At 63.8% G+C, this 25,808-nt stretch carries 24 protein-coding genes; 11 read left to right on the top strand and 13 right to left on the bottom strand.

All coding sequences use genetic code 11. From position 1 onward, the window contains the following. Positions 1-154 precede the first annotated feature (154 nt). Positions 155-901, top strand: a complete 747-nt coding sequence (locus ACQPYM_RS09805) for a helix-turn-helix domain-containing protein (protein WP_433018129.1) — start codon at positions 155-157, stop codon at positions 899-901. Then, complete coding sequence (locus ACQPYM_RS09800; protein ID WP_433018126.1) at positions 901-1,377, top strand: NUDIX hydrolase; 477 nt, start codon at positions 901-903, stop codon at positions 1,375-1,377. Before ACQPYM_RS09805 ends, ACQPYM_RS09800 begins: the two co-directional genes overlap by 1 nt. A gap of 4 nt (positions 1,378-1,381) precedes the next feature. On the opposite strand, the gene ACQPYM_RS09795 is transcribed toward ACQPYM_RS09800, so the two are convergent. The 4 genes from ACQPYM_RS09795 to ACQPYM_RS09780 form a co-directional block, all read right to left on the bottom strand. Beyond that, positions 1,382-1,843: a PPC domain-containing DNA-binding protein gene (locus ACQPYM_RS09795; RefSeq protein WP_433018123.1), complete on the bottom strand. Its 462-nt coding sequence runs from the start codon at positions 1,841-1,843 to the stop codon at positions 1,382-1,384. Beyond that, complete coding sequence (locus ACQPYM_RS09790; RefSeq protein WP_433018120.1) at positions 1,830-3,275, bottom strand: helix-turn-helix transcriptional regulator; 1,446 nt, start codon at positions 3,273-3,275, stop codon at positions 1,830-1,832. The genes ACQPYM_RS09795 and ACQPYM_RS09790 overlap by 14 nt, the downstream gene beginning before the upstream one ends. An 84-nt stretch (positions 3,276-3,359) precedes the next feature. Beyond that, positions 3,360-3,905, bottom strand: a complete 546-nt coding sequence (locus ACQPYM_RS09785) for an HD domain-containing protein (RefSeq protein WP_433018117.1) — start codon at positions 3,903-3,905, stop codon at positions 3,360-3,362. A gap of 10 nt (positions 3,906-3,915) precedes the next feature. Then, the gene (locus ACQPYM_RS09780) at positions 3,916-4,662 is read right to left on the bottom strand and encodes an XRE family transcriptional regulator (protein WP_433018114.1); all 747 of its coding nucleotides are present in this window, start codon (positions 4,660-4,662) and stop codon (positions 3,916-3,918) included. A 716-nt stretch (positions 4,663-5,378) separates the two neighbouring features. On the opposite strand from ACQPYM_RS09780, the gene ACQPYM_RS09775 reads away from it, so the two are divergent. Together ACQPYM_RS09775 and ACQPYM_RS09770 are read left to right on the top strand one after the other, a co-directional pair. Further along, a complete protein-coding gene (locus tag ACQPYM_RS09775) occupies positions 5,379-5,570 on the top strand; it encodes a hypothetical protein (protein ID WP_433018111.1) in 192 nt (63 codons plus the stop codon). Beyond that, entirely contained in the window at positions 5,536-6,363 is an 828-nt protein-coding gene (locus ACQPYM_RS09770) for an SAM-dependent methyltransferase (RefSeq protein ID WP_433018108.1), read from the top strand. The genes ACQPYM_RS09775 and ACQPYM_RS09770 overlap by 35 nt, the downstream gene beginning before the upstream one ends. Positions 6,364-6,840: 477 nt before the next feature. Here the strand turns inward: ACQPYM_RS09770 and ACQPYM_RS09765 are convergent, their stop codons facing one another. The 5 genes from ACQPYM_RS09765 to ACQPYM_RS09745 form a co-directional block, all read right to left on the bottom strand. After that, on the bottom strand, positions 6,841-7,053 hold the full coding sequence (locus ACQPYM_RS09765; protein ID WP_433018105.1) for a helix-turn-helix domain-containing protein: 213 nt from the start codon (positions 7,051-7,053) through the stop codon (positions 6,841-6,843). Then, positions 7,037-7,363, bottom strand: a complete 327-nt coding sequence (locus ACQPYM_RS09760; RefSeq protein WP_433018102.1) for a hypothetical protein — start codon at positions 7,361-7,363, stop codon at positions 7,037-7,039. The genes ACQPYM_RS09765 and ACQPYM_RS09760 overlap by 17 nt, the downstream gene beginning before the upstream one ends. 7 nt (positions 7,364-7,370) lie before the next feature. Further along, the gene (locus tag ACQPYM_RS09755; protein WP_433018099.1) at positions 7,371-8,294 is read right to left on the bottom strand and encodes an ImmA/IrrE family metallo-endopeptidase; all 924 of its coding nucleotides are present in this window, start codon (positions 8,292-8,294) and stop codon (positions 7,371-7,373) included. A gap of 31 nt (positions 8,295-8,325) precedes the next feature. After that, a complete protein-coding gene (locus tag ACQPYM_RS09750; protein ID WP_433018096.1) occupies positions 8,326-9,525 on the bottom strand; it encodes a hypothetical protein in 1,200 nt (399 codons plus the stop codon). A 124-nt stretch (positions 9,526-9,649) separates the two neighbouring features. Continuing rightward, entirely contained in the window at positions 9,650-9,994 is a 345-nt protein-coding gene (locus ACQPYM_RS09745; protein WP_433018093.1) for a hypothetical protein, read from the bottom strand. A 38-nt stretch (positions 9,995-10,032) separates the two neighbouring features. Between ACQPYM_RS09745 and ACQPYM_RS09740 the strand changes: the two genes are divergently transcribed. Together ACQPYM_RS09740 and ACQPYM_RS09735 are read left to right on the top strand one after the other, a co-directional pair. After that, the gene (locus tag ACQPYM_RS09740; RefSeq protein ID WP_433018090.1) at positions 10,033-11,451 is read left to right on the top strand and encodes a tyrosine-type recombinase/integrase; all 1,419 of its coding nucleotides are present in this window, start codon (positions 10,033-10,035) and stop codon (positions 11,449-11,451) included. Then, on the top strand, positions 11,448-11,789 hold the full coding sequence (locus ACQPYM_RS09735; protein WP_433018087.1) for a helix-turn-helix domain-containing protein: 342 nt from the start codon (positions 11,448-11,450) through the stop codon (positions 11,787-11,789). The genes ACQPYM_RS09740 and ACQPYM_RS09735 overlap by 4 nt, the downstream gene beginning before the upstream one ends. An 865-nt stretch (positions 11,790-12,654) precedes the next feature. Here ACQPYM_RS09735 and ACQPYM_RS09730 read toward each other — a convergent pair. Beyond that, positions 12,655-12,954 carry a hypothetical protein gene (locus ACQPYM_RS09730; protein WP_433018084.1) on the bottom strand — a complete coding sequence of 100 codons (300 nt, stop codon included), beginning with the start codon at positions 12,952-12,954 and terminating at the stop codon, positions 12,655-12,657. Between the two features lie 257 nt (positions 12,955-13,211). Between ACQPYM_RS09730 and ACQPYM_RS09725 the strand changes: the two genes are divergently transcribed. Both ACQPYM_RS09725 and mobF read left to right on the top strand, forming a co-directional pair. Next, positions 13,212-13,337 carry a hypothetical protein gene (locus ACQPYM_RS09725; RefSeq protein WP_433018081.1) on the top strand — a complete coding sequence of 42 codons (126 nt, stop codon included), beginning with the start codon at positions 13,212-13,214 and terminating at the stop codon, positions 13,335-13,337. Positions 13,338-13,734: 397 nt separating this feature from the next. Then, on the top strand, positions 13,735-17,289 hold the full coding sequence (gene mobF / locus ACQPYM_RS09720) for a MobF family relaxase (RefSeq protein ID WP_433018078.1): 3,555 nt from the start codon (positions 13,735-13,737) through the stop codon (positions 17,287-17,289). 721 nt (positions 17,290-18,010) lie between these two features. Here the strand turns inward: mobF and ACQPYM_RS09715 are convergent. Then, positions 18,011-18,160 (bottom strand): hypothetical protein, encoded by a 150-nt coding sequence (locus tag ACQPYM_RS09715; protein WP_433018075.1) that lies wholly within the window; start codon positions 18,158-18,160, stop codon positions 18,011-18,013. Positions 18,161-18,766: 606 nt separating this feature from the next. On the opposite strand from ACQPYM_RS09715, the gene ACQPYM_RS09710 reads away from it, so the two are divergent. Further along, entirely contained in the window at positions 18,767-18,928 is a 162-nt protein-coding gene (locus tag ACQPYM_RS09710) for a hypothetical protein (protein ID WP_433018072.1), read from the top strand. Between the two features lie 477 nt (positions 18,929-19,405). On the opposite strand, the gene ACQPYM_RS09705 is transcribed toward ACQPYM_RS09710, so the two are convergent. Next, on the bottom strand, positions 19,406-19,834 hold the full coding sequence (locus tag ACQPYM_RS09705; RefSeq protein WP_433018070.1) for an SRPBCC family protein: 429 nt from the start codon (positions 19,832-19,834) through the stop codon (positions 19,406-19,408). 509 nt (positions 19,835-20,343) lie between these two features. Between ACQPYM_RS09705 and ACQPYM_RS09700 the strand changes: the two genes are divergently transcribed. Together ACQPYM_RS09700 and ACQPYM_RS09695 are read left to right on the top strand one after the other, a co-directional pair. Next, positions 20,344-20,559 carry an IS3 family transposase gene (locus ACQPYM_RS09700; RefSeq protein WP_433018067.1) on the top strand — a complete coding sequence of 72 codons (216 nt, stop codon included), beginning with the start codon at positions 20,344-20,346 and terminating at the stop codon, positions 20,557-20,559. A 473-nt stretch (positions 20,560-21,032) separates the two neighbouring features. After that, positions 21,033-22,289: a cytochrome P450 gene (locus tag ACQPYM_RS09695; RefSeq protein WP_433018064.1), complete on the top strand. Its 1,257-nt coding sequence runs from the start codon at positions 21,033-21,035 to the stop codon at positions 22,287-22,289. An 868-nt stretch (positions 22,290-23,157) separates the two neighbouring features. Here the strand turns inward: ACQPYM_RS09695 and ACQPYM_RS09690 are convergent. Next, positions 23,158-25,749: an ATP-binding protein gene (locus ACQPYM_RS09690; RefSeq protein WP_433018061.1), complete on the bottom strand. Its 2,592-nt coding sequence runs from the start codon at positions 25,747-25,749 to the stop codon at positions 23,158-23,160. Between the last annotated feature and the right edge of the window lie 59 nt (positions 25,750-25,808).

The following is a 25,808-nucleotide window of genomic DNA, read 5'->3' as shown; positions in this document are numbered from 1 at the left end:
TGACCGCGCGGGGAAGTTATCCACAGGTGGAGGCGTTGGTTCGGCCTTGTCAGCCGTCGAGTTAGTAGCGTGTTGGCGAAGGTGGGGCGGTCAGAGACTCTCGGCGTGTCGCGGGTCGCCTCGAAATGTCCCCAAATGTCTTAGGTTAGGGTCTGTGGCGAACGAACGGCTGCGGGCGGCGATGGTGGAGCACGGGCTCACTAATCTCGCGCTCGCCGAGGAGCTCGGTGTGAACGTGAAGACGGTCGAGCGCTGGGTCGTGGGTGACTTCGTGCCATTCCCCCGCAACCGGCATCGGCTGGCGATCAGGCTCGGCCGGGATGAGTCGTACCTCTGGCCTGACGCGGTGCCGCGGGATCGGGTCACGGCGCTGTCGGAGAGCGAAGTCATCAGGGTCTACCCGCACCGCTCCGACATGCCGAGAGACGAGTGGCTGCGGCTGTTCGAGTCGGCCACGAAAGAGATCGGCGTCTTGGTGTACGCCGGGCTCTTCTTCGCAGAAGACACAGGGCTCGAGCAGATCCTGTTGAAGAAGGCCAAGGCCGGCCTCCGGATCCGGATGTTGCTCGGCGATCCGGACGACCCGCACATCGCCGAGCGCGGCGACGAGGAGGGCATCGGCGACAGTATCGCGTTCAAGATCCGCAATGCCCTGGTGCTCTTCAGCCGACTCCGCGAAACCGACGGCATCGAGTTCCGCCTGCACCGCACGGTGCTCTACAACTCGATCTACATCATCGACGACCAACTCCTCGTCAACACCCACATCTACGGCCTACCCGCACCACGCGCGCCGATTTGGCAGCTCCGCAAGGTCCCGGGCGGCGAACTCGCGCAGCTCTACCGGGACAGCTTCGATCGTGTGTGGGACGTTGCTCAGCCGCTGAACGAGGAGGACTGATGAACCGCCGGATCGACTATTACGACGACCCTGAAGCGCCCACTGCGAACAGCATGGTGCCGTCGGTCAACGTGGTCATCGAAAACCAGGCCAGCGAGATCTTGATGATCCGCCGCTCCGACAACGGCAACTGGGCATTTCCGGGTGGTGCAATCGACCTGGGCGAGTCTGCCTCGCAGGCCGCCGTACGCGAGACCAAGGAAGAATCAGGCATCGACTGCGAAGTGATCGACGTGGTGGGCATCTACACCGACCCCAAGCACATCATCTTGTACACCAGCAACGGCGAGGCCCGGCAAGAGTTCTCGATCGTCCTCCGTGCCCGCGCCACCGGCGGACAACCCACCCCCAGCTCCGAGTCCACCGACGTCCGCTGGGTCCCTCGTTCAGAACTCGCTGACTTGCAGATGGACCGGTCGATGCGGCGCCGGATCGATCACTACCTTCAGAAGGCGGCCACCCCGCACATCGACTGAGCTTTCACTGCTCGAAGGAGAGCAGCGGTACGTCGTACAGGTCTGCGCGAGGGACGCGGCTGAAGCTCGGCGATTTCACCTCGACGACGTACATCTCGGTTAGGAACTGGATCTTCGCTCCGAGCAAGTGGCTGGTGTGCGCGGTGGCTGACTGCGCCTTGAGTCCGACCGAGACGTGGATGTGCGGGAGGACGTTGCCGGTGGCTTCGTCGTACGCCAAGGTGCCGCCGCCAAAGGCCTCGGCGTTCTCGAGGTGGACCGAGCTCCAGACTGGCGCATCCGGGTTCTCGAGCTTGTCACAGGTCCCGACGAGTTGCACCTCGCGCAGGCCGGCGATGAACATCGGGATGAAGCCTTGCCGTACGTCGTGTTCGGCGCAGAATTCGGCCACAGCCGCGTAGAAGTCGTCGCCGTGATCGAAGTGGACGGCGAAGGTGCGGCCCATGGTGAGCTCAGCAGCGTGCAAGACAGACTCCTTCAATCGTGTTGATGTGGGCGATGTAGCGGATCGCGGTATCGAGTCCTCTGGTGGACAGATGCCGGCTGCGCGGTTGAGCGATCCCATCGATACCAGCGGCGGCCAGTTCCTCGCATCTTCGCCGGAACCAGGACCAGGAGATGCCGAGGTAGTCCGCCATCGCTTCCAGTCGTCCAGCAGATCTCTCGCAGGCGATCACAGACTCCACTTCGAGACGTCTGGCGATGTCCCGGTACGTCGACTGGCGCTCCGGCCGGGGACGCGCATCCACGCGCCAAATCCGATCACCCCCAAGCCAGTTGGCCTCGATCGCCCCATCGGCCAGGACGAAGCCTCCAACCTCGCCCGCCGCGGGGTCGGCGGTGAGCTCCACAGTTATCCCGAACGCCTCCATCAGGGCCATCGTGAGAAGCAGAAGGACCCGCTCGTAGCGGGGCGACGTCTCGACCTCCTGCTCCGGCACGCAGAACGCGCGTCGGATGCCGGTGAAGCGCTTGGAGGTGGATCGGAGGTATTCGAGTTTGTGGTTCCACAGAAGCCAGTTGGCGGCCTCCTCTCCGCACTGCTCTCGTGTCCAGAAGAACGGCGCTTCCGACAGCCTTCCCAGATGTGCGCTGATGTGACGCGAGCAGAACGTGGAGCCCAACCACTGGCCGGCTACCGGGTTCAGGTCCGGCACCTCACTCATGGATGCCTCTGATACCGGCTGCTCCACATAGTGAGCCAATCTCATCTGACTGATTTCCAACTGAGCATCGTCAGCTAGCAACGCAGTGTCTGTATTGACCACAGCCCAGATGATGCCAGTCGTGAGTTCATCGATGACATGGGCCGAGGCCACCGGCTGACGATTGGCATGGCGGCCTCGCCGCGGCGCGAACCGGCGACCGTCTGACACGTAGTACTTGCCATCGGCATCGGATGTGACGATAGCGTTCCAGCGATCAGTACGGCGCAGCGACGCCGAAAGCTGGTCTGTGAGTTCGATCATCAGCCAACCGCGTCCACTCGCTTCAGCGACGCAATGATGCAACATCAGTTCGGCGCCCGAGAAAGACCGCCCGGCCTGCAACTCGATGGCTCTGCTCGCCTCGGCTGGAATGACGCCGCGGCTCTCGATCAAGTCAGAAAGGACAACCGGATGTAGCTCGGGCAAGCCGCGGACGGTGCGCCGCTTGTAGAAGCCGAGTTCTTCGGGGTCAGAGGCCCCGAGAATCCGGCAGAGTGCCGCGCGGACGTCAGCGGAAGGCCAGGTGTACCAGCCGCGTTCCCAGTCGGAGATCGATTTGGCGGTGATCACAGTCACCTCGCCTGTGGCCCGATAGATCTCCGCGTTGACCTGATCAGCCAACGCGCCTTGCGTCATCCCGCTGCGCGCAGCCCGCAATGCCTTGTTGGGTTGTCGGTCGGTAGTCCTCATGCGCCCACAATGCAGTACTCGGGAAGAAATCGTTACGGCATCACGGGACATCTGGTCGACATCTCAACGTGTCCGAAATTGCTCTCAGCTATCAGCCAGTCGTAGGCGTACGTTCCGGGCAACTTCTAGCAGGCTTGGCATTGCCCGAGTGATTGACCGATGAACAACGTGGCCCGCCGGATAGCGCTGCAGGATCTCCCCCAGCCGCTCCTCGACATCCACCGGCCGACCATCGACATCAGCAGTCAGGTCGCAGTAGGTCAGCGCCTCGAGCAGTTCGTCTTCCGGAGGCGGGAACTCCTCGATGAGGCTGCCGATACCTCGCTCTGCCGCCTCGATGACGGCGCAGGTGTGCTGGGCGACCAGCCGGTAGACGACCTCGTCTACGCCGAGGACGTCGCGAAGGTACCGCGCGCCGTCAAGCGGATGGAACCCACAGACCACGAGTGTTGAGGAGTAGCCGATGTCGTGGAGCCAGGCGGCCACTTCGATCAACTCAGCATCCGGGCCCAGTACACGGGTCAGCTCGCGCGCACGCCCGGCAACGCCCTGAGTGTGTGCCCATCGCCTGGGCAGTTCCTCAGCGAGCAAGTCCCGAGCCACCAGTTGCGCCTCGGCCGAGCTGATCACCCAGCCGACATTACCTGGAGCCGGCGTCTACCGCAGCCGCCCTTCCAAGAGTCCAGATCCGCTCAAAGCTGGTCAGGTAGGACCGGAACATCTCGCTGTCGACCCCATCGCGGAAGTGGTAGACCGGCGACTGCGCCGCGGGGATGCCGAAGGCGTGCTGGTTCACCAACAGTTGATCGTCGGACCTGTACATGGAGTTGTACAAAACGGTGTCATGCAGTCGCAACTCCACGCCGTCCTGCTGAAGGAGAAGGCTCAGCCAAGCGATCGCATTGCGGATCTTCATGCTCATCGCCTCGCCAATCTCCTCTTCGACGCCTCGACGATCGACGTTCCGGCCCTCCGGATCACCCAAAGCGATTCGTACTCTCACGCCTTGGGCGGCCTTCTGGCCCAGAAGGCCGACGAGCCTCGCATCCTCGGCGAGGAACAGCGCGCTATAGGCAAGGACGCCGATCTCGGACTGCGCCGCGGAGAAGAGCGCCAGCCAACTCTGCTGACTGATTGCCATCCTCCGTGGGTAGACAGCGGCCAATTCGGAGGGCCGCTCTCTGCCTGCACCGAGCGTGCAGAGGCTGGGCCAGAGAGCCGTCTCCTCGATCCCGAGGAGACGGGTAATCGCCGCGCGGGTCTGCGGATGCGGCATCTGACCCTTCAGCCAGTTCCGCACGGTCTTCGGATCCACAGCAAGGCGCGCTGACAGGTCCACCTCCGTCAGTTGCGCGTCGAACATCGCGCGCCGCAGGACTTCGTTCACAATGCCGCACCCTTACCAGCGAGTAGATGTCGGTAAATGTCCACTATGAACGTTAGCACGAAATGTCCCTAAATGTCCGTCGATACGGTCCCGCTGTCCGGTCCCCGCAGGCAGGCTTGGACCACTCTCGGCGGTAGGCGCCGAGTTGTTTGAGAGCGAAGGATCGGCAGCTATGGCCACGAGCGCGGTGCCCTTACCGAGGGTCCGCTCCGTGCGACCGGCTTGGAGCATCTGATGGCCGACCACATCTCCGTGCCGGACGCTGCGACGCGCCAAGGAGTCGCGATGCGCCGAACGTTCCGCAACCTGATCGGCCCACCTAGAGCCGCTGGCGTGCCGTCGAAATGCGCCAACTCCTTTAGGAGCCAACGCCTGAGTCCTCCTAGCGCAAACACCATGATCGAGGCGGGATCGACCCGGACTTCCTCATCCGGCACCCGGCGGCTCACCGCCCGGTCTCGGTCCCGCCTCTATGACCGGAGTCCCTGGCTTGCTCAGCACCCCTGGCTGAGGCCCCTCCCCTGAGAGTCAGGGACTCCACCAGACCGGCAGGTGGGCGCTAGGACCATCATCGACGCCCACCTGCCGTTCCACCTGCCGCCGAGCCCATGTCGCCATCGACTACGTGGGCTCGCCGCGCAGGATTCATCAAATCGGCGGCCCCAAACAGCGGCGTAACCGCTGCCCGGGCCGGACCGGATATAGGAGATCCGATCTTGACGAGCGACATACCCGGAACCGACGCGCAGCTCGCGCAACAGATCAACGCTGTACTCGGACGAGGGCTCCCGGACGGCGAGACCCTGCAGCTGATCCGCCGGCTCGTAGAACCAGCGAGCGCCGAGGCTGCCGGGACCGCGTGGGAGCGGCACGATGACCCGGAGCAGTCCGGCGGCGATCGTGCCTGACGCGATACCGGATCTCTGCCTGGCCGAGGCGAGGATCTGGCGCGTCTGGAACGCGCTTCTCGGCGAGAAGGACAACTTCGCCGCTGACCGAGAGGTCGCTGCCCGGCTCCTCAGGCTCAGCCCTCAGATCGGCGACCTGGCGTCGACGAGCCACTCATTTTCCCAACACGTGTGCGAGTACCTAGCGATGCAGGAAATCGACCAGTTCATCGACTGCAACCCCCGCATGACCAATCCCACCCACGACACTGTGCAGAGGGTGAACAAGAACGCACGGGTTCTCTACGTCAGCGGTGACCCTATCGAACTGGCTCATGCACAGGCACTGCTGAACCCTGACCACCGAACGCATGTGGTCGCCGCGAATATATTCAACGTCAAGGAGCTCTACGTCCGCACCGACGCCGCCGAATACCTCGACTGGTCACGCCCGATCGCACTACTCCTCACTGGGCCCCTTCCACTCGCCCCCGGCACTGCAGCTAATGCTGCCGCGATCATGAAGGCCCACGTTGACCAGCTCTGTCCCGGGTCCTACACAGCTGTAACCCACTGGCTGCAACCGTCAACGGCGGCCAAACGGCGAACCGCCAGCCTCATAGAAGACGAACTCGTCAGCGAGTTCGGCGCGGGAAGGTTCCGGACGCGCAATGAGATCAAGGCTTTGTTCCCCGACCAAGTCCTCGTCGATCCCGGTCTCGTGCAGTGCGACGACTGGCCAATGAAAACAGACGGCCACAAGCGGAACTGGGTCGAGAAGTCCTCTGTCGGAGCCCTGGGCCGAAAGGTCTGACTATGGACACTGACCGATACCGAGGACCACGGCCTGAAGCAAGGCATGGCGGCGGAACTGATAAGAGATGTCGGCTTAGGTAGTAGGCACGCTGAACAGGAGGACAGGATGGAGCCCACCGGTGGAAGGCAGAGCCGGCCGGACGGAGACGCCGCCCGGCTCAGCGGTCACGCCGACGAGCAAGGCGCCGGCTACACACCATTCACCACGGTGGCCTCACCAGCCAGGGTCAGCGAGCGCTGGAGGACCGCAGCCAGGCTCGTGTGGCTCGAGCGATGGTCAGTTCGGCGCGGAGTCCGGTGGTACTTGCCGGATGCATTCAGGCGGCGTGCGAGTGCGCCCGGCCGAGCACCAACTGACCGTGACCCACGACGACGCCGGCCGCTGATGGCCGCTGGGGCAGCGGGTCTCGAGATCTCCAGGCGGCATCATCTGCCTTTCCCAGGCGTTGCCGACGGCCTCGACTCATGATGGGCGTCATGGTGGGTCGTCGTCGGTGAGGTGGCTTTGGAGATTGTTGAACCAGTCGGCGACTTCGCTCGGGTTGTAGCGAAGGTAGCGGCCGACCCTCCGCGCGGGCGGACCGACCTTCTTGGTCCGCCAGCGGTACAAGGTTGCCTTTGGCACCTTCAGGTACGCCGCTACTTCGGCGGCATCCCAGAGCGGTTCCGGTTCAGTCGCCGACGGCATCGGAGCCTCTGCCGGCGCGACGCTCACGCTCTGACTTGATGGTTCGGCGGACCTGGCGAACGCTCCAGCCGAGAATCTCCGCCGCAGCGTCGGCGGAACCGCAGACCTGCGCCAGCTCCGCTATCTCGACCGCCGACCGAGCCTCTGCGGCGGTGATACGTTCATCGCACCGGCGGATCGCAGTCTCCTTAGCCTGGATTGCGCGAGCCAAGGAGGTCTGTGCCTTGATCGCTCGCGCGGTGGCCGCTTCTATCCTCGTCTGGCGCTGACGTGCCCGCAGTAGCGCGGCGACCCTCTCGCTGGCTCCCATCGCCGACTCACAGCTCGGGACCGGAGTATCGCACCAGCCGGTCAGTGTCTTGGGAGATCCCTCTGCTGGCCATTCCCAGCGGGGGCGCTACCTGGTGGCCGGTCGATTCCAGGAACCGCCTTGCAGCGATCACCGCGCGCGTACCGACCGCCTTGATCACCGACTCAGGAGAGCGTGGCTCCTCCGAGACAGCTCGGCTCATGACTTCTTCGAAAGACGGCATTCGCGTCGAGCGTCCGTAGTGAGCCAGCGCGATGTGCGCGAAAGAGTCCGCCTCGATCTCGGCCAGGCCACGACAGGCTCTGGCCTCGCCTGGTGCAGCCGAATGCATGCGCAGGTGGCCAACCTCGTGCGCCAGGCGGCCAATGACGGACAATGTGTCGAGCTGATTCGAGATGATGATCTGCCGAGCGCGATGATCTGTATAGCCGTCAATCTCGGCTGTCCTCGGCCCAACGTCAATGGTGTATCCCTTCGCATACGCGTCACGAATCAGGGACTCCCAGAGGCCGTCGATTGTTGGTGGCAACGGCGTTGGTGATAGCGCGGTCCTGGGGCCGACGGTATGCGCCACATCCCAGACGTTGGCCACTTTGAAGCCGATGATCCCCTGCCGGATCGAGCCTTGTGGATCCATCGTCAGTTCCCCGTCCTTATCCTCGAAGAGGACGCGCGATCTGACCGGTGCGAGGATCTTGATCGCCCCACTCTTCACTACTCGGCGCCCCAGCCTTTCCCACCCGGGCGCCGCGGCGATGAAGTTCGCCTGAGGCATCTGGAGATTGATCAGAACGGCGTTGCCGAAGCCGTACGTCGGGAACTGTGCTGCCGTATCAAGCCAGCGAGCCCACTCGGCTCCAGAGTTCGCCTTGCGGACCTCCTGTGTGAGCACAGTGTGCAAGACCTCGGCACTCACATTCATCCTGCCCATGAGAGAACCTCCTAATGGTTGGCCTAATAACTCAACGGTCAGGACCCGCGGGTTCTTGTCCTTGATCTGAGAATCTGGGGCTCTGGGCAACGAACCGAGTAGACTTCGACAGCTGCGGCGGTGCTGCACGCGCGTGAGTGTCGCCCAGTGGTCGCCGGTGATGAGCCGTGCCGGACAGTTCACGTGCCACGCCGGCCGCCATCGCGAGTTGGTCGGCGCTCTGAGCAAGCGTGTTGGTCAGCTCGGTGAAGTGCATGGGCAGCTCTGAGCGCATCCAGCGCCTGCCTATGCCGGGGCGCACCACGAGGCGAAGCGAGAGAGGCAAGATGCTGGCCACATCACGGCGGGGAACAAAGAAGGTGCCGCTGTAGATCAGGTCGTTCATCGCGAACTGCTGGAATCTCGCGACCCGTGCGGCGGCGTCGACCAACTCGTCGAGAGTATCCAGGGCCTCGAGGGCTCGTCGGCCGTCCGGCACGAGATCCTGCGGAACCAGCAGATCGCCACTGGGACGAAGAAGTGCCTCGAATGCAGCCTTCAGATCGAGGAACGCGACTTCGCCCGGAGTACCGCTCTGACCGCCGACGTCCGACAGCCGTCGCTGCCATGAGCGTGATACTCGAGCGGCCCCGGCATCGAACGCACGTAAAGCCTTCTTCAGTCGACCGAGCACGAATGGGACCTGCGACTCGAAATCTCCGGCGACGGACTCGACGCACTCCGCAAGGTGCCAGGCATATCCAGAGACGGTACGAAGTTGAGAGGTGACGGATCGCAGGTCACGGGTCAGCAGGGTCGCTGGTGCGATGTCCTGGTGTGCTCGTTCCCATCGCACGGCTAACCAGGCGACCTCCGACCACCTGTCCGTCCCATGCCGCGGACGAGTGGTTGTGAGGTTCCGGATAGCGCCAAGACCCGGGCTGTTACGACCCGCCGCGACGACTCGCTCCAGCTGAGCCATCCTTCTGGCCACCCGCCGGTAGTCCTCGGTCCGCTTCGGAACCCCCAGATCACGCAACACGGCCCGCCCCGCGATCAGCGCGATCGCGGCTACCTCCGCACGCGCGGCAACAAGGCCGGCTTGGTCGTCTAGAGCGGTCGCGTTGTAGGAGTCCTGCGCCGCCAGTAGATCGGCACCAGTTCCGAGTACCACGGCGAGTCGCGACAATGCGCCGTCTGCGTCGACGTCTGGCGTGGGTGGCTCGTCGTCGAGGTTGAACTCATCACGCAACCAGCCAAGGTGGTTGCTCGTTGCCCTCAGCACCCCACGCCATCCAGCAATGAGGGCATCTCTGTCCGGCTGCCGGCTCCGATGAACCTCCACCGCTGCGCGTCTCGCGGCACGGAGGAGGTCCTCATATGTCGCGCGCATCCTGGACACTCCGGACGTCTGCCGCGGCCGACCTGAGTGCGTCACCGAGTGCGAGCCGCCAACTGACGTCCTCGATCGGCACGTCCAGGTCGCTCAGCGCCTCGGCGGCTTCGTCGTACAGGGCGGCTGGATCGGCGCTGAGATCGCCGTCGTAGCGGAGGTACGGGACGATCTGGAGGAGTTCACAGACTCGGTACCGGCTGAACGCCGTCATCGCCCATCTGCCATCCGTGGCGGTCAGTTCCGCCGCCTCGACTATCGCCTCGGCTTGGGTGGCCAGCTCGGTCACCCGTCGGCGGGCGTCATCGGCGTCAATGAGGTCGTTCATCACACATCCCTTCGGTTGCTCACGGCCACTCAACGGACGTGCACCCGAAAGTTCGGGACAACCGACAGGCCAAACACCGTCACACTTCTTGCAATCAAGGCGTTTCTAGCGCCGAAACGGCTGGATGCGATCTGGCGACGGTGTGGGATGTGCCGGGTTTTGCGCTCTACCGCTTGTCAGCGGGAGGCCGGTTGTCGCGATCCGGAAGTGACGTTAGCGGAGATCTTGCTGCTCGGGTATCTGGAGAGTTGGCTGACCTGCGCTCTTCCCAGCGCCTCGCGTCTGATGCGATGATCCCGCATCTGATGCGGGCGAGTGGAGAGTGGTTTCCGGTGCAGGATCGCGGTCAGGTTCCGGGCGCGGCCGGCCCGGTTTTGGTCGATGGGGTGTCGCTGTTGCACCCGGAGGAGCAGGTGTTCGAGGCGATGCTGGAGGGGTTTGCGAATCAGCAGTTGGCCAGGAATTTGGCGTTCCCGACGGTGCAGAATCGCGAGCATCACCTGCGGGCGTTTACCCGTCACGCGGATGCTTTCCCGTGGGCGTGGTCGTCGCATCTGGCCGATGACTGGTTCGGTGATCTGCGCGCCGTGCGGCACGTGTCGCGGTCGACCATACGCAGTTACCAGGTTGCGATCCGCGGCTTCTGCAGCTATCTGATCGACCCGGCCTATGGCTGGGCGAGCGAGTGCGAACACCGGTTCGGGACGCATCCGATCCAGGTCATTCACGAGGTCAACGCGGCCGCGCATGTGGCTGATTGCGAGGCCGCGCCGGCGCGGCGGGCGTTCACCCGGGCCGAGTTGCAGGCGCTGTTCGACCATGCCGACGACGAGGTCGCGCGCAAACGTGCCCTCGGTCGCAAGGGTTGGCTGTCGGCGTTTCGCGACGCGACGATCTTCAAGATCGCCTACGGCTACGGGACCCGCCGCAACGAAACCCGGATGCTTGATGCCGCCGATTTCGGCCGCAACCCCGACGGGCCCGAGTTCGGCGAGTACGGCGTCTGCTACGTCCGGCACGGCAAAGCACAACGCGGATCACCACCCAAACGACGCTCCGTCCTGGCGGTCTGGGCCTGGACCAGCGAGGTCCTCGAGCAGTGGTTCACCGAGATCCGTCCCTGCTTCGGGACACCGAACAACTCAGCCGCCTGGCCGTCAGAGCGCGGACCGCGGGTCGGGGTGCAGCAACTGAACAAGCGGCTCGCGGCCTACCGCGACGCACTCGGAATGGAACCTGGCCTGGACTTCCATTCGCTGCGCCGCTCCTATGTGACGCACCTGATCGAGGACGGCTGGGATCCGCGGTTCGTGCAAGAACAGGTCGGCCACGACCACGCCTCGACCACCTCGATCTACACCTGCGTGTCCTCGGACTACCGCACCCGCACACTCCGCAAAGCCCTAGACACCATCGTGTCCGAGGCCTTGAACCCACCAACAGGAGGCACCCGATGAAAGGCCAGAAACGCGCCGTCAGCTACCAGTGGCGGCTGCGGGAAGTGATGGCCGAACACCAGATCTACGCCACCACCGAACTCGTCCCCCTGCTTCACGAACGCGGCATCGACCTGTCCGCCTCGCAAGTCCACCGACTCGTCACCGGCACACCCGAACGCCTGTCAATGGCCGTGCTCGCAGCGCTCTGCGACATCTTCGCCATCGAACCCAGCGAGCTGATCACCACCGACGCAGTCAACATCGGCGTCCGCAAAACAGCCGGCGGCAACCCTCCGGCCAGGGCAGCTGCTGCCGGGCTACGACCCAAACGCGCCCGCATCACCGACCAGCGGTGACTGGCACACCCGATCGCGGACAGACCCGAACAATATGCGCCCGCTGTCACCGGCCCTTACGATCCACAGGCCCTTCACAGCCGGGCGAAGGTCTCCCAACCGGCCGGACAGTGGTCGCCAACAAGCACTGGCCGGAGGGACCGATCTGCTCGGGATGCTTCGCGCGGGCCTGCGAAACCTACGGCCACTGCACCGGCTGCGGCGTCGACCGGATGCTCCCCGGCCTCAGCGCCATCGGCCAAGGATTGTGCACCGACTGCGCCGGCGGCCTCGGTGACTACATCTGCACCCGGTGCGGACAAGAAGGCTGGCGCCACTACGCCGGCATCTGCGGCCGCTGCGTCCTCACCGACCGGCTCACCACCATCCTCGACAACGGCACCGGCACCATCCGCCCCGAACTCACACCACTGTTCGAGTCGATCTGCGCCATGCCCAGACCACGCTCCGGGATCCTCTGGCTGTCCAGACCCCACGTCCCACACCGATCCTGCAAGCTCTCGCCCACGGCAATGTTCTGCTCACCCACGACGGGCTCAGCACCCTCACGCCCTGGCGCTCGATCGCCTACGTCCGCGACCTCCTCGTCGCCTGCGGAACCCTGCCGCCGATCGACCGTTTCCTGTTCCTGTTCGAGCAATGGCTACCGACATGGCTCAACGACATCCACGATCCCGAGCACCGCAAGCTACTGCACCGCTTCGGCACCTGGCACCTGCTCCGACGCCTCAGAACCGTCGCACAAACAGGTCCGATCGGGCACTGCCGCAACCAGAACGCCCGATCCCACCTCCGCCAAGCAGCCGCGTTCCTCACCGACCTATCCACTCGCGGACGCGACCCGGAACAGTGCACCCAAGCAGACCTAGATCGCTGGTTCGCCGCCGCGCCGCGCAGCGCCGGACAAGGCGCCAGGGCCTTTCTGCGCTGGGCCATCGACCACCACCACATCCCACGCCTCGCGCTGCCCGCCACCGTCACCGTCACCGGCCACTCCCCACCGATCAGCAACCGCCAACGCACAGACCTCATCCGACGCATCCACACCGACCACACCATCGCACCGATCGACCGAGTGATCGCGCTGCCCATCCTGCTCTACGCCCAACCACTCACCCGGATCGTCCGCCTCACCCTGGCCGACATCACCCACGACGGCAACCACTTACTGATCCGCCTCGGCGACCCACCCATCCCCGTCCCCGAACCCTTCGCCGACATCATCACCACCTACGTGAGCGGCCGCCCCAACCTCGCTACCGCCACCAACCCCGACAGCCAACTACTGTTCCCCGGCCGACGCGCAGGCCAACCCATCCACCCCACCAGCATCCGACTCCGCCTGCAGAAACTCGACATCCCGACCTCAACGCCAGAACCAGAGCAATCCGCGAACTGCTGCTCCAAGCACCAGCCCCCGTCGTGGCAACAATGCTCAACTACAACAACCAACGCGCAACAAGGATCGCCGCCGAAGCCGGCACCACCTACAAGACCTACGCCGCCAACCGGACCTCCAGCACCACAACAACCACCAGCCAACCCTGACGACCGCAAACCCGCCCCACACCAACCGTTGAACCCACATGAGCTCTGGCGACAGTCGAACAGGACCCACCACCAGTATTCAGTCGCTGAAATGGCTTTATCGAGCTCTTCTCCCGCTCACCGTTGATCCAATTATGGACAACCTCGACAGCCGATACAGCAACGATCCCGGGCCACTGCATCGCGCCTGCGAGTACTGCGCCGCGGTCTTCCTTTCAGGCAGATCCGACCGGAGGTTCTGTTCGGATTCATGCAGGCTCCGCAACTGGCGCAGTCGTCAGAAGCCGACCGGCCGTACTGCGGAATTGCTCGCTGAGATCGAGCGCCTCAAGCACCAAGTGGCAGAACTCGAGCGCACTAACGCTTCTCTCCAGCGCGCTGGTTTGCGGCCAGACTCATGCTGACCATCCACCGGCTGACGGCGGGGGAGGGATACAAGTACCTGCTCCGCCATGTCGCATCGGGCGACATCGACCGCCACCTGTCCACGCCGCTGACGGCGTACTACGCCGACGCGGGATACCCACCTGGCCGCTGGACCGGCAACGGCTTGGCCTGCTTGGGGAACGGTGAGATACGCTCCGGATCGCGCGTGACCGAGAGCCAGATGGCCGCCTTGTTCGGTCGAGCCAAGGACCCGATCACAGGACAGACACTCGGTCGTCCTCACCGGGTTTTCAAGAGCCCCTCTGCGCAGATTCAAGCTCAGATTGACGCGCTGGATTCAGGCTTGGGGGACATCGAGCAACGCGCAGCCATCGAAGACATCCGAGCTTCAGTCATGCGGCAGAAGAGCCAGCAGGCAGTCGCTGGATTCGACCTCACCTTCTCACCCGTCAAGTCAGTTTCGGCGCTCTGGGCGACAACTGATGTAGGTACCCAGGAGCAGATCGTCGCCGCCCATCACGACGCGGTTGCTGACGTACTTAGGCTGATTGAGCAGCACGCAATCCGGACCCGCACCGCAGATGAGGGCATATCACAGATCGACACCCGAGGGATCATCGGCGCAGCATTCGATCACTGGGACACGCGATCGGGTGATCCACAGCTGCACACCCACGTCGTCGTCGCAAACCGCGTACAAGGGCCAGACCTGCACTGGCGAGCCATCGACGGCCGAGTACTTTTCCAATCGATCGTCACCATGTCCGAGATACACAACGTCCTTCTAGCCGACAAGCTGAGCACACGGCTGGGCGTGAACTGGGAACTGAGGCCACGCGGTAGGCGCAGGAACCCCGCCTTCGAGATGACCACTATTCCGGATGAGTTAATCGAGGAGTTCTCAGCCAGAACCGAGCAGATCGAGTCCAATCTCGCGGCTCTTCTCGCCGAGCGCGGAGATGGCCTCGCACCACCTGGCAGGAAAGGGATGTACGTACTACGGCAACGCGCGACCCTGATGAATCGCCCGCCCAAGCACCTCGCACAACCGCTCGAATCACTCATGCACGAGTGGCGCCGTAGAGCTGTCACGAAGATTGGCCGAGAGGTGCTCGAGACCATTCAGCAGTCACTCGACCAAGCGAGTGATCGACCGATGTCTGCGGCAGATCTCAGCCCACAGACGATCGAGGCATACGCAGCCGCAACGGTTATCACGTTGCAAACCAAACGGTCCACCTGGACTCGCTGGAACCTGCTGGCAGAAGCAGCACGGCAGACCCGCCTCATCCGCATGGTGTCGTCTGCCGAGCGATTCGCAGTACTGGAGTCGATCGCGATGAGCGCTGAGCAGCAGTCGATCAGCCTAACTGCACCGGAGATCGTCACGGTGCCAGTGACGAGAGCTGACGGCGCGAGCGTGTTCACGATGCACAACGGCCAGATCTTCACATCACCGGTGATCCTCGGCGCAGAAGCCCTCATGCTGGACCTCGCCCGCGACGTCACCGGTCCCAAGATCCCCGCACCATCGTGTCACGGCCTGAGCTCGGACAAGATAGCGGCGCTTCACCGGATCGCTACCAGCGGTCAGAAGGTCGAGGCGCTGGTCGGCCCCGCGGGCACAGGCAAGACCAGCCTCCTTTCAGCGATGGCGAGTGGCTGGGAATCCGCACATGGCGAGACCTCGGTCATCGCATTGGCGCCGTCTTCGGCCGCGTCGGCAGTGCTATCCGACGCGATCGGGTCGCCGGCCGAGAACATCGCCAAGTGGATTTACGAATCGGCCGGACTCGGAGCCGAGGAACGCCGCGACCGCATCCGGCAGACAGAGAACGCAGTACAAGAAGCTCGCCAAGCTGGACGTCGACGCCGAGAACACCAGCTAGCAGAACTTCTTGCCGCCCTGCGCGCCGAAGAGGATCGCTGGAAGTTTCGATCCGGCCAACTGGTCATCGTCGACGAGGCATCGATGGCCGGCACGATGGAACTCGCCACCCTTGCTCGACAGGCGGACACGGCCGGCGGGAAACTCCTGCTCGTCGGCGACGACGCACAACTCAGTGCAGCCGACACCGGTGGAGCATTCCGGCTTGTTGCACGCGACACCGAGGCCGCCGAACTCAGCGACGTCTGGCGATTCAGCAACACCTGGGAGCGCGAAGCCAGTCTCGAACTACGCGCAGGTGCGCTCGAGGTCATCGATCGATACGACGAACAGAACCGCCTCGACGCGGGTTCGACCGACGACATGGAAGACGCGGCGTACCACGCCTGGCGGGCTGACATCGCAGCTGGCAAATCCAGCCTGCTAGTCGCCGCAGACAACGCCAGGGTCGCCAGGCTCAACGCCCGAGCCCGACTCGACCGGATCATCGCCGGCGAGGTCGAGCCGGACGGAGTCGTCCTCCACAACACCAACCACGTCGGAGTCGGCGACCGCATCGTCACCCGCCTCAACAACCGCCGCCTGCGCTACGGACACCGTCACTTCGTCCAAAACGGCGACGAGTGGACCGTCGTTCATCGCTGGGAGGACGGCTCACTCACGGTCGAAAACGCACACCAGAACCAGGTCACCCTCCCGACCACCTATGTCCAAGAATCCGTCGAACTAGCCTACGCAACAACCGCCCACCGAGCCCAAGGATCCACCGTCGACACCGCCCACCTACTCGTCACCGACCAATTCACTCGAGCCCTCCTCTACGTCGGCATGACCCGAGGCCGCCACAGCAACCACGCCTACGTGGCAACCCACCAATCAACCACCGACCTCCACGAACCACACCCCGAACAGACCATGCAAGACGTCCTCGAAGCCATCCTCGAAAACCCAGGCGTCGAATTCTCCGCCCACGAAGTCATGCGCCAAGAATTCGACAACGCCACCCGCCTCGACCGCCTGATCCCCATCCACGAACACCTCTGCCAACTGGACGCCCGCAACCGCTTCTCCCCCGCCATCTCCACCAGCGGCCTGGACCGCGCCGACCTGGCCGCGCTCGAAGCCTCACCGGCATACGGCCCCCTCATCTCCGCCCTACGCCGCGCAGAAACCGCCGGCCTAGACGTCGCCCAGGTACTACGCCGGACCGTCCAACAGTCATCGCTCAATAACGCCACCGACGTCGCCGCGGTCCTGCACACCAGAGTCGGGCGGCTGACCGCCAGAGCGATCCGCCGCACGAGCCATCACCCACCACTCATCGCCGGACTCGTCACCCCAGCCGATCGCGTCTCCGACCCCACCCTCATCGCCCCGCTCCGCGAACTCGAGGCCCAGATAGCCCAACGCGCAACCTGGCTGGCCGACAACGCGGCGGCTAAAAGGCCGCCCTGGTACCGACCCATCGCCCGAGAACTGCTTATCGAGGTTGCCGCCTACCGCGAGCGCTACAGCATCAGGAGCCGAACACTTCTCGGCGACAAACCACCAGCCAACGCCTTCGCTCAATCCGCTCACTACCAGCGTCTCAGGGCATCGATTCACGAGCCCGCTTGGACGGGTAAGCCTCGCCGTCTAGACGACGGCAGCAGTACGCAGCCATTCCTGCAGATGTAAGCGTGCCATCGGCGGGTACCTCATTTCCGGCGGATGGGAGTCCAAATCCACCCTGGCGGTGGAACTGAGATCTCTACATCGATACTCGGGCCGTAGCGCCAGTGACCGGTCACTACGGGCCCGTGCGCGCAGGTCGAGTTCAGCAACCAGGGCGGATGCTCGGGCGTCATTGGGCGTGCAGGCGCCCTGCGCGCCGTCATCGAAGTTCAGGCCGCGATGCTCGCAGCAGCTCGGCGTGGCTGGTCACATTGTCTGGGTCTCTTCGGTCGGGCCTGCTGCTACCGGACCGTCGCTGTGCGCAATTGTCGAAGTCCGCACCGGTGCTCTCCGTGCAAAGCGTCGGTCACCTGGAAGCCGCCTCGGCGAGCGCAGCCTCGTAGGCGTCCGCGACCTGGAGACAAATGGTCAGGAGTAGGTCCACGCGTGCCGGTGTCAGCCAACCTGGAACGGTACGCGCCTGCTTCTCGGTTCCGGCGAACCCAAACAGTTGGTCGGCTGCGGCACGGAGCTCCGGTGTAGTGAGCGACTCGATGGGGATCCCACTGTTCGTGCCGGCGTAGGAGCTGAAGGGCACCAGGACACGGCCGTCATTGAGGACGGCGACGACCGTCCGACACCTACAACTGATGGACTGCTCGCCTCCAGGACGACATGCTCTGGGGCCGAGCCTTGCCCGATATCCTGCAGCCTGCCATTGCCTGACCAATGCCTTGGCCGCCCGTCACAAGTCCGCGACATCGAACTGATCGAAGCACTCCTCTAGCGTGCAGACCATCTCGGACTGCTTGGCCATTTCGACGGTCGCCGTGAACTGGTTCGGCTCGACCACCGCAGTGAAGAGTGGCGCCCAGGCGCTGTTCTCGATGCGCACTGCTTTGCCTCCACCGGCCACACGGCGATACCTCGTTCATTGTCGGGCTCAGCAAGCTCGTTCAGGTACTGAGCAACCGCGCGGAATTTATCGCGATGCTCCTCCGCCACCACAACCAGTCCACGCGCCCGGCGTGCCACGGCGTAGGCCAGCCCGCGGGTCAGATGATCGTGTCCGCCCGGCCGTATCGGTTCTCAATGACGAACTCCGACCCGTCCTCAACCCGCGCGCCGATGTCGAGGCAAACATGTGTCCGTGTCTGGGCGCCACCCTTTAGCGACTGACCCAGTCGACTGTTGCTTGGCCAAGCATCGCGGCGCGATAGTAGCGCAGCTACGCTCGGCCGCTTCAGCACGGATGCGCGGGCCGCTTTTCAGGAGCGGCACACTCTGTCGTGGGATGTCAATTGAACGCGGGGAGTCCTCCGATTGTCACCGACGTCAGTGGCCGGACCGCGCCGATCCTGACCGCTCATGCCCACGACGCCGGCCCCAGACCCTCGACTACATACGTACAGCACTACCGTCCTGTTCGCCGCCCTAGACCTGTGAAGCGGTCGGTGAGCGCCCGGCAGCACCGCCGGCACCGCACGAGGAGTTGCTACGCTTGCTGAAACTCGTCGACTCCGCCGACCCCAAACCTCTCGACCTGCAACTGGTGCTGGAGAACTACGCAACCCGCGAGATCCGCGAGATGAAGGACTGGCTGATCCGCCTCCCCCGGATCCGCCTGCACTTCGCCCCAAACAACTCGCTGACCGGGGTGTAACGGTGGTTCGCCGGACTCACCAAGCGCAAGTCCGCCGCTCCGCGCACCGCAGCATCACGGAACTCGAGGCCGATGTACGCCAGTGGGATCAACGACTGGAACGCCGACCCCCGCCCTCGTCTGGAGCGAGACCGCCGATGAGATCCTCGACACCCTCGCCGCACACACTGATGACTCACGACGCTAGCGGCGCAACGATAGGTTCGAGGCCGAGCGGGCCACCCTGCGCCACTGCTGCGCGCTTCCGGCTTGGCCGCATTCCGATGCGACGACTGCCTGACGGCGCTCGAAGCCGTCCGCTACAGAGCCTGTCACCAGTGAGCGGCATCATGGTGATCTGCCAGCGCAGGCGGCATGTCGAAAGGGGGCCTGATCTCCCGCAGCTGTGCGCCGCTGGGTATATATGTTGCCGTGGTGCGCTCTCCGGTGTCGGGAACGCCGCCTGCAGTGTCGGGAGTTCCGACTGGTCCCGAGTGGCTACTTGGGTGACGCTGACTCAGCGATCTTCTTCAGACTCTCGACCTCGAGAGCAATGTACTCTCTGGTGAGTTTCGCCATCATTCGGCCGAGAACCCAGCCGAGCGGTCCCTCCTGAATGAGCGTCGCGGTAGCGACCGTGCTTCCAGACACCTCGGAGACTCGATGGCCGCCGGTTGTCTTCACGCCGGGGCCACGTGCGACCCATTCGAAGTACTCACCCTCGATGAGCTCTGTCACCTCCCAGACTGCAACCGGCAGCTTGGGCTGCCGGATCCGGGTACGAGCGCCGATGTAGATCGGACCCTCGTCCAGCCGCTCGACTGAGTCGATCGTCGGACTCCAGGCGGCCCACCTAGCAACGTCACTAAAGATCTCCCACACCCGTCCCGGTGTAGCCTGAATTGTAGCTGAATAATCGAAACGCATGCACACATTGTACAGGGAATTCGCTCCGGTTGCCGCCTGGGATCCCGGCGAGGCCTGTGCGTGAACCGATTGGATGTGGTGATCCGTACTGCGTATCGGACAGGTCTGCTTGAGCGGGCTTTGGGGCGCGGGTGGGATCGCAGCAATTACGGTAGGGCCAGCGATTTGAATAATTGCAATGGCGCGCGTTCGGAGCTTCGTGGGCGAGAATTTCACGGTCTGCTATTGAGAGCGTCTTCGTCTGGCTTGCCCCACTATTGACCGGGCGGTCACGTCCTCCCTTGGGCAAGTTTGGCAACGCCCTAGACGCTCGAGCCACCTCGACGACGGGCTTCAAGATGTCTAACAGACGCGCTGCTGGCGGTGGCGCCGATGGTGCCAACCGCGTCTGCGGAGGAGGTGGTCAACCGTGCGCGGGAAAGAATCTTGCAAGCATGCCCCCTAACGGCCTCGACGTCGATCCATCGCGGCCTTTGGGTGTCATCTTTGTCGGTCGGACGCGAGGGCCAGTGCTGGGACAACGCCGTGATCGAGTCCTTTTCTCCACCATCAAGACCGAACTCATCCGCCGCCACGCCTGGCTTACCCGCAAAACCGCCACCAGCGCGATCTTCGACTACATCGAAGGCTGGCACAACACCCGCCGACGCCACTCCACCCTCGGCTACCTCAGCCCAACACAGTACGAATCCACCATCGCGGAGACGGCCAAGCAGATAGCCTGACCACCTCCTCGACCTAGTCGGTCGAGATGGGTCAATCCTACGGGTCGTAAAGTGCGGCCCGAGATGCGTGAAACATGTTCGGCAACTGCCTTGCCTCATCACGATGTGCCCACGGAGTGGAGATAGTTGTTCCCTTCAATCAGTCAATGGTGTTCCGGGTCACCTCCAGCGCCACAGGCGGCGGGCTGATATCTGTGTCCAGGTTCTCAAGGCGTAGGAGGCCGGGATCTGACACCGCGTCCGCGGCATCTCCAACCTAGTCGACCCCAATCCCTGGAATATCGCGCACAACGCGAGACGCTAATGATGCCCTTCGGCAGGTGCCAGTGACTTGGCGATGTCTTCGGTGCCGACGCCGTGCGCCTGCCATGCATCCGGAAGGCGAGGGCCTGCCGTCGACGCGAACCGATCGGCGCCCGGGCCGCGTATTGGTTGTGACTCGGGGTTGCACGTCGACGCATTGGGGGTTGCCGATGACCGAAACACCGGACCGTATCGGGGTTCCGCCGTTTCCGCTCAACAGACCAACCGGTTGCCCGTTCGACCCGGCCGCCGAATACGCGCCGCTTCGGGATCTCGAGGGCCCGGTAGAGATGTCGACCCCGGCTGGCGTGAATGCGTGGGTGTTCACCCGGTTCGATGACGTCCGCCGTGTGTTGGCCGATCCCCGCCTAAGTTCGCGGTTAGCGCCGTCTGCACACGCCGTACCGGGGGCCGACCTCGACCGCCAGATCGGCACGGCCGCGATACTGCAGGATGACGGAGAACACCACTTGCGACTGCGCCGACTGCTGGCTAGCGAGTTCACAATCAAGCGCATGGAGGCGCTCCGGCCGCGAATTGCGCAGCTGATCGAGGATCGCCTCGACTCGATGCTGCGGAGCGATAGGCCGGTCGACCTGGTCGAGGTGTTCGCATTGCCGATCCCATCGCTGGTCATTTGCGAACTGCTCGGGGTGCCGTACGAGGAGCGCGACCAGTTCCAGCACCGCTCCGCGATCCTCGGCACGGTCGACCGCCGACCGGAGGAGCTCGAACGAGCCGGCGTAGAGCTTGGTCAATACGCCGCCGGCCTAGTACTAGCCAGGCAGGCCAAGCGTGAGGATGACCTGTTGTCACGCCTGATCACCCGCGCAGAGGAACAAGGTGACGCGCTCGCTGTCCCCGAACTCGTGTCAATCGTTCTCACGCTCCTCATCGCCGGGCACGAAACGACTGCGAACATGATTGCGCTAAGCACGCTTGCGTTACTGGGAGAACCGGAGCTGCTTCGAACACTGAGGCACCAGCCCGAGATCTCCGCACAGGCGGTCGAGGAGATGCTGCGGTACCTCTCAGTGCTCCAGTTCGGCCTGTTCCGCCAAATCGAAGACGACATCCCACTCATACACTCGACGCCTGCCGCGATCCCAGCGGACATCAAAGCAGGCGAATACCTGATCGCGGCTCTGCCAGCCGCGAACCGTGACGACCGGGTCTTCCCCGATCCGGATCGAATCGACCTGACTCGCCAAGGGCCAGCGCACCTGGCATTCGGTTTCGGGAGACATCAGTGCCTTGGGCAACAGCTCGCGAGGGTCATGCTCCAAGAAGTCTTCAACCGGCTCTTCCGTCGCATCCCAACACTCAGGCTCGCCGTGCCCGTCGAGCAGATCAGATTCAAGGACAACGCGATGACGTACGGCGTCGCCACGCTGCCCGTAACCTGGGAGCGGGAAAGCCACCGCTGACAAGCCCGAGGTCGACCGCGACGGACGCGTCGACCGTGGACCCACGTACCGGAGGCAGTAGACGACTCGTGCCGTGTTGAGGCTCTGTAGGCGCGTTGGCCGGTGTTGGTGTTGGATCGCCGACTTGTACCTTAGTGTAACGCCTGACCACGCCTGAGAGGCTGACGTCATAGCCGCGTTGAAGGACGGTGCTCGTGCTGCTGCGCGTGGACGCGCGCAGATCAACTCCACACGGCGTGGAGCTAACCCCTCGATCACCGACTGCGGGAGAACACTTACGGCGCCCTCAGCCGACCAGGTCTCGTTGATCCGCGCAGTGATTCACCTCTGCCGAGTGGTCATCAAGCCAGAGGCACTGGATCCGCCGATCTCAGGATGGCCGCTCCCCCTCGGAGCCTCGTTGAGCAAGCTCGTCGCACTCCCAAGCAGGGTCAGCCGTAGCTACTCCCGGGCTACACGATGATCGCCTACTATCTTGCTGAGCGCGTAGTTATGCTGCGCAGCCAGGTCTCGCGCTGCTTCGGGTAAGACCCGAGCGGAAAGCGGGATTCGCAGTGCTGGTCAGGAAATCTCCGACAGCCAGCAAACCATCGATGCTCGGCACGGCCGGCCGACGCTTGCCGAGAGCAACTAAGAGGAACTGCTTGGCCAGTTGCATCACACCGCGGTGGATCACCAAGTTGGTCGATCTGTGCTTCTGATTCACGGCGGCACAGAGGATGGCGACATGCCTGTCCCGCAAGGAGCCGCATCAAGCGACGTAGTCGACAGCTACCTGATGTGGCCGGTGCGACACGGGAAGGAGCCCCGGACACGCTGGTCCGGTTCCGGAGCACACCAACACGCAGACCCGGCGCGGCCGTCGATCTCATGCTCCGTTGAGCTTCTGTGCGTGGCTCGCGGCCTCTCGACGTGTTTTGACGCCTAGACGGCGGAGGATCGCTGAGACATGATGGTCGACGGTCCGGACCGAGATGAAGAGCTGCTCGGCGATCTCGACATTGGTCCTGCCTGTCGCGAGGAGGTGCAGGATCTCCACTTGTCGCTCGGTGAGTTCGTCCGTGGGTCTGCGCCGTTTGCGCGGTATGGACACACCCATGCTCCGGAGCCGTTGACGGACCATCGCAGCAGCCGGCTTGGCGTCGAGGTCGTCGAGGACCTGCACGGCCTCCGTCATGCAGACGACCTCGCCCGAGTCCGCCAGCTCAAGCGCCCGCTCGTAGGGGTCGCCGATCAGCTCCCATGCGGCAGCGGCGCCGCGCCAATCCCCATTTAGCCCCAGCATATACGCCGCCGGCCTCACGTGAGCGGCGGGAGTGATCACGCCTGCTCTGGCCAGGAATCTGAACATCTCACCGAAATCGGCGCGGATCTTCCATGCCGACGCGACGGCATACACCTCCTGCAGAACGTCCTCACGGTTGTTCAGCCATGCCCACTCGGCATACGCCGACGCCGCGTACACCTGAGTCGACCAACTCGGAAGCTCGTTGGACAACGTCCAGGCTTCGGCCAGGACCTTGTCAGCTCCTTGTTCACCGAGCCTGGTCAATATGCGACCATGAATTGCAAGATTAGTGACGATCAGCGCATTTACCGGCTGCTGGCGAGCGGACTCGTTCGATTTACTTACGTGCTCGGCTGCCTCATGGTAGCGGCCTTCTCTAACGGCCAAGAGCGCAGCGTGACACTGTAGGTGCGCAAGATGCATGGCCAACTCATGCTTCGCAGCGAATGACAGCCCGTCATCGAGACATTGCCGCATTTCGTCCAGTTGACATTCGCAGTACAACGCCTCACTCAGAAGGTTGTACGCCAATGCGATGCGCTCGTGAGTCTGCGCCGCTGAGTACGGGCGCCACGGTGGCTCTTCTCCAGACAGGCCCACCGAAATTGCCCTCGCCAAGTGCTGACGGAGGTATTCAAGACCGATCGCGTGCCCCATCTGAGAGTGAGCCACACCTAGGTACTGCAGAGCCTTCCACTCCCCACCCGACTGCAGCGTCAACTCGTGGGCAGCCTCCAGCGCAGCTATGCTTTCCTCGGTCCGTCCGGCACGCAACAGGAAAGAACCGCGTACGATCCCCGAATCGATCTGAAGGTGCATCGAGCCGATTTCACACGACAGCAGATATGCGCGAGTCGCAACTGCCAAAGCCGCTCCGTACTCGTCAGCGAAATGCAGGTATCTGGATTGGCGTATCAGCGCCTCGATCAGCGCAGCGTCTTGGCCGGCCGCCTCGTACAAGCTGATCGCTTCCTCGCCGATGCGTCGCGCGTCGTCCAATCGGCCCGCGACGGCTAGTTCCCAGGCATAGTCGGAGACAAGTGGAGCACGGTCATCCACGGGCAACTCGTCCCAGTACGGCCGTACACCCTCAAGATGGGCCAGAGCCTGGCGATGAGCTCCCGCGTCACTCGCTTCTCGTGCGGCTCGTGGCGCGAAGCGCAAGAGCGCCTTCCGATCGGCGGCCCGATCGGCGTGATGGACGATAGCGGCAGCCGGGGCATCGTCGACCGTCATCAGATACCGAAGAACAACCGAATCAAGCCGGCGTTGGCGCAGGCGCGGAAGCGATTGCTCGACGGCTCGGCGAACCAGTTCGTGTCGGAACTCCACGCCATCCTGTGTAACCTTCAGCAGCTCGCCACGCTCGCCGTCCTCGACGAACTTTACGGTGTCCCCAAGTAAACCTGCCAGGTGCTCCACCGGCATCGGGCCAGGTATAACAGACAGCTGCTCGACGGCGGCTACAGCCTCGTCGCCCAGAGCATGCAGGCGCCTGAGTACAGCGTCTGTGACGGAGTTGGGAATGTCTCCGTCCGGTGCGTCAAGCACTTCGCTCAAATAGAAGGGATTGCCGCCTGTGAGCCGGTACAGCTCTTCTGGGTCACGCCCACTCCCGGCGGCAAGCTGCCGCACTCCCTCGATCGAGAGGGGCTCGAGCTCGATCCGGTGGACCCACGACTCGGTCAGCGTGCCCATGGTCCGGCGAAGCGGGTGTCCATCAATCTCTGCCGAGCGATAACTCATCACCAGGATGGCCGGCAGCCGGTTGATTCGTCGTGCGAGATAGCGGATCACGTCGAGGGTGGCGTCATCCGCCCATTGGACGTCCTCGAGGATTAGCACGGTTGGGCTGGCCAGTTCGTCGATCACTGCCGTCGGCAGGTCCAGATGCTCCTCGGCCGCCAAGGCACGCTCCAGAAGCCCCCCAGAGTCCCGCGCCGCCTCCCGCAACGGCCGCAGCGGTGCGGCAATGAGCATGTCATCGCAGCGCCCCCGCAGCACTCGAATCCGGCGGTCAAGAGACGACGCGAAGAGCTCGATCAATGTTGTCTTGCCGATGCCGGCTTGACCCGCCAGCAGCGCGACAGAACCTTGTCCTCTCAGCGCAGCCTCGGCCAGATCTGACAGCCGCTGGAGATGGCGAGCACGCTCAACGACGGTGGCCTCCATGCCAAGAGCATGGCAGAGAATCCGGCGGCTTGTCCCTGATGATCAGCCAGCGCTTCAAC

Source organism: Kribbella sp. CA-294648 (assembly GCF_050943845.1).
Lineage (GTDB): Bacteria > Actinomycetota > Actinomycetes > Propionibacteriales > Kribbellaceae > Kribbella.
This window is presented reverse-complemented; position numbering and strand designations above follow the sequence as displayed.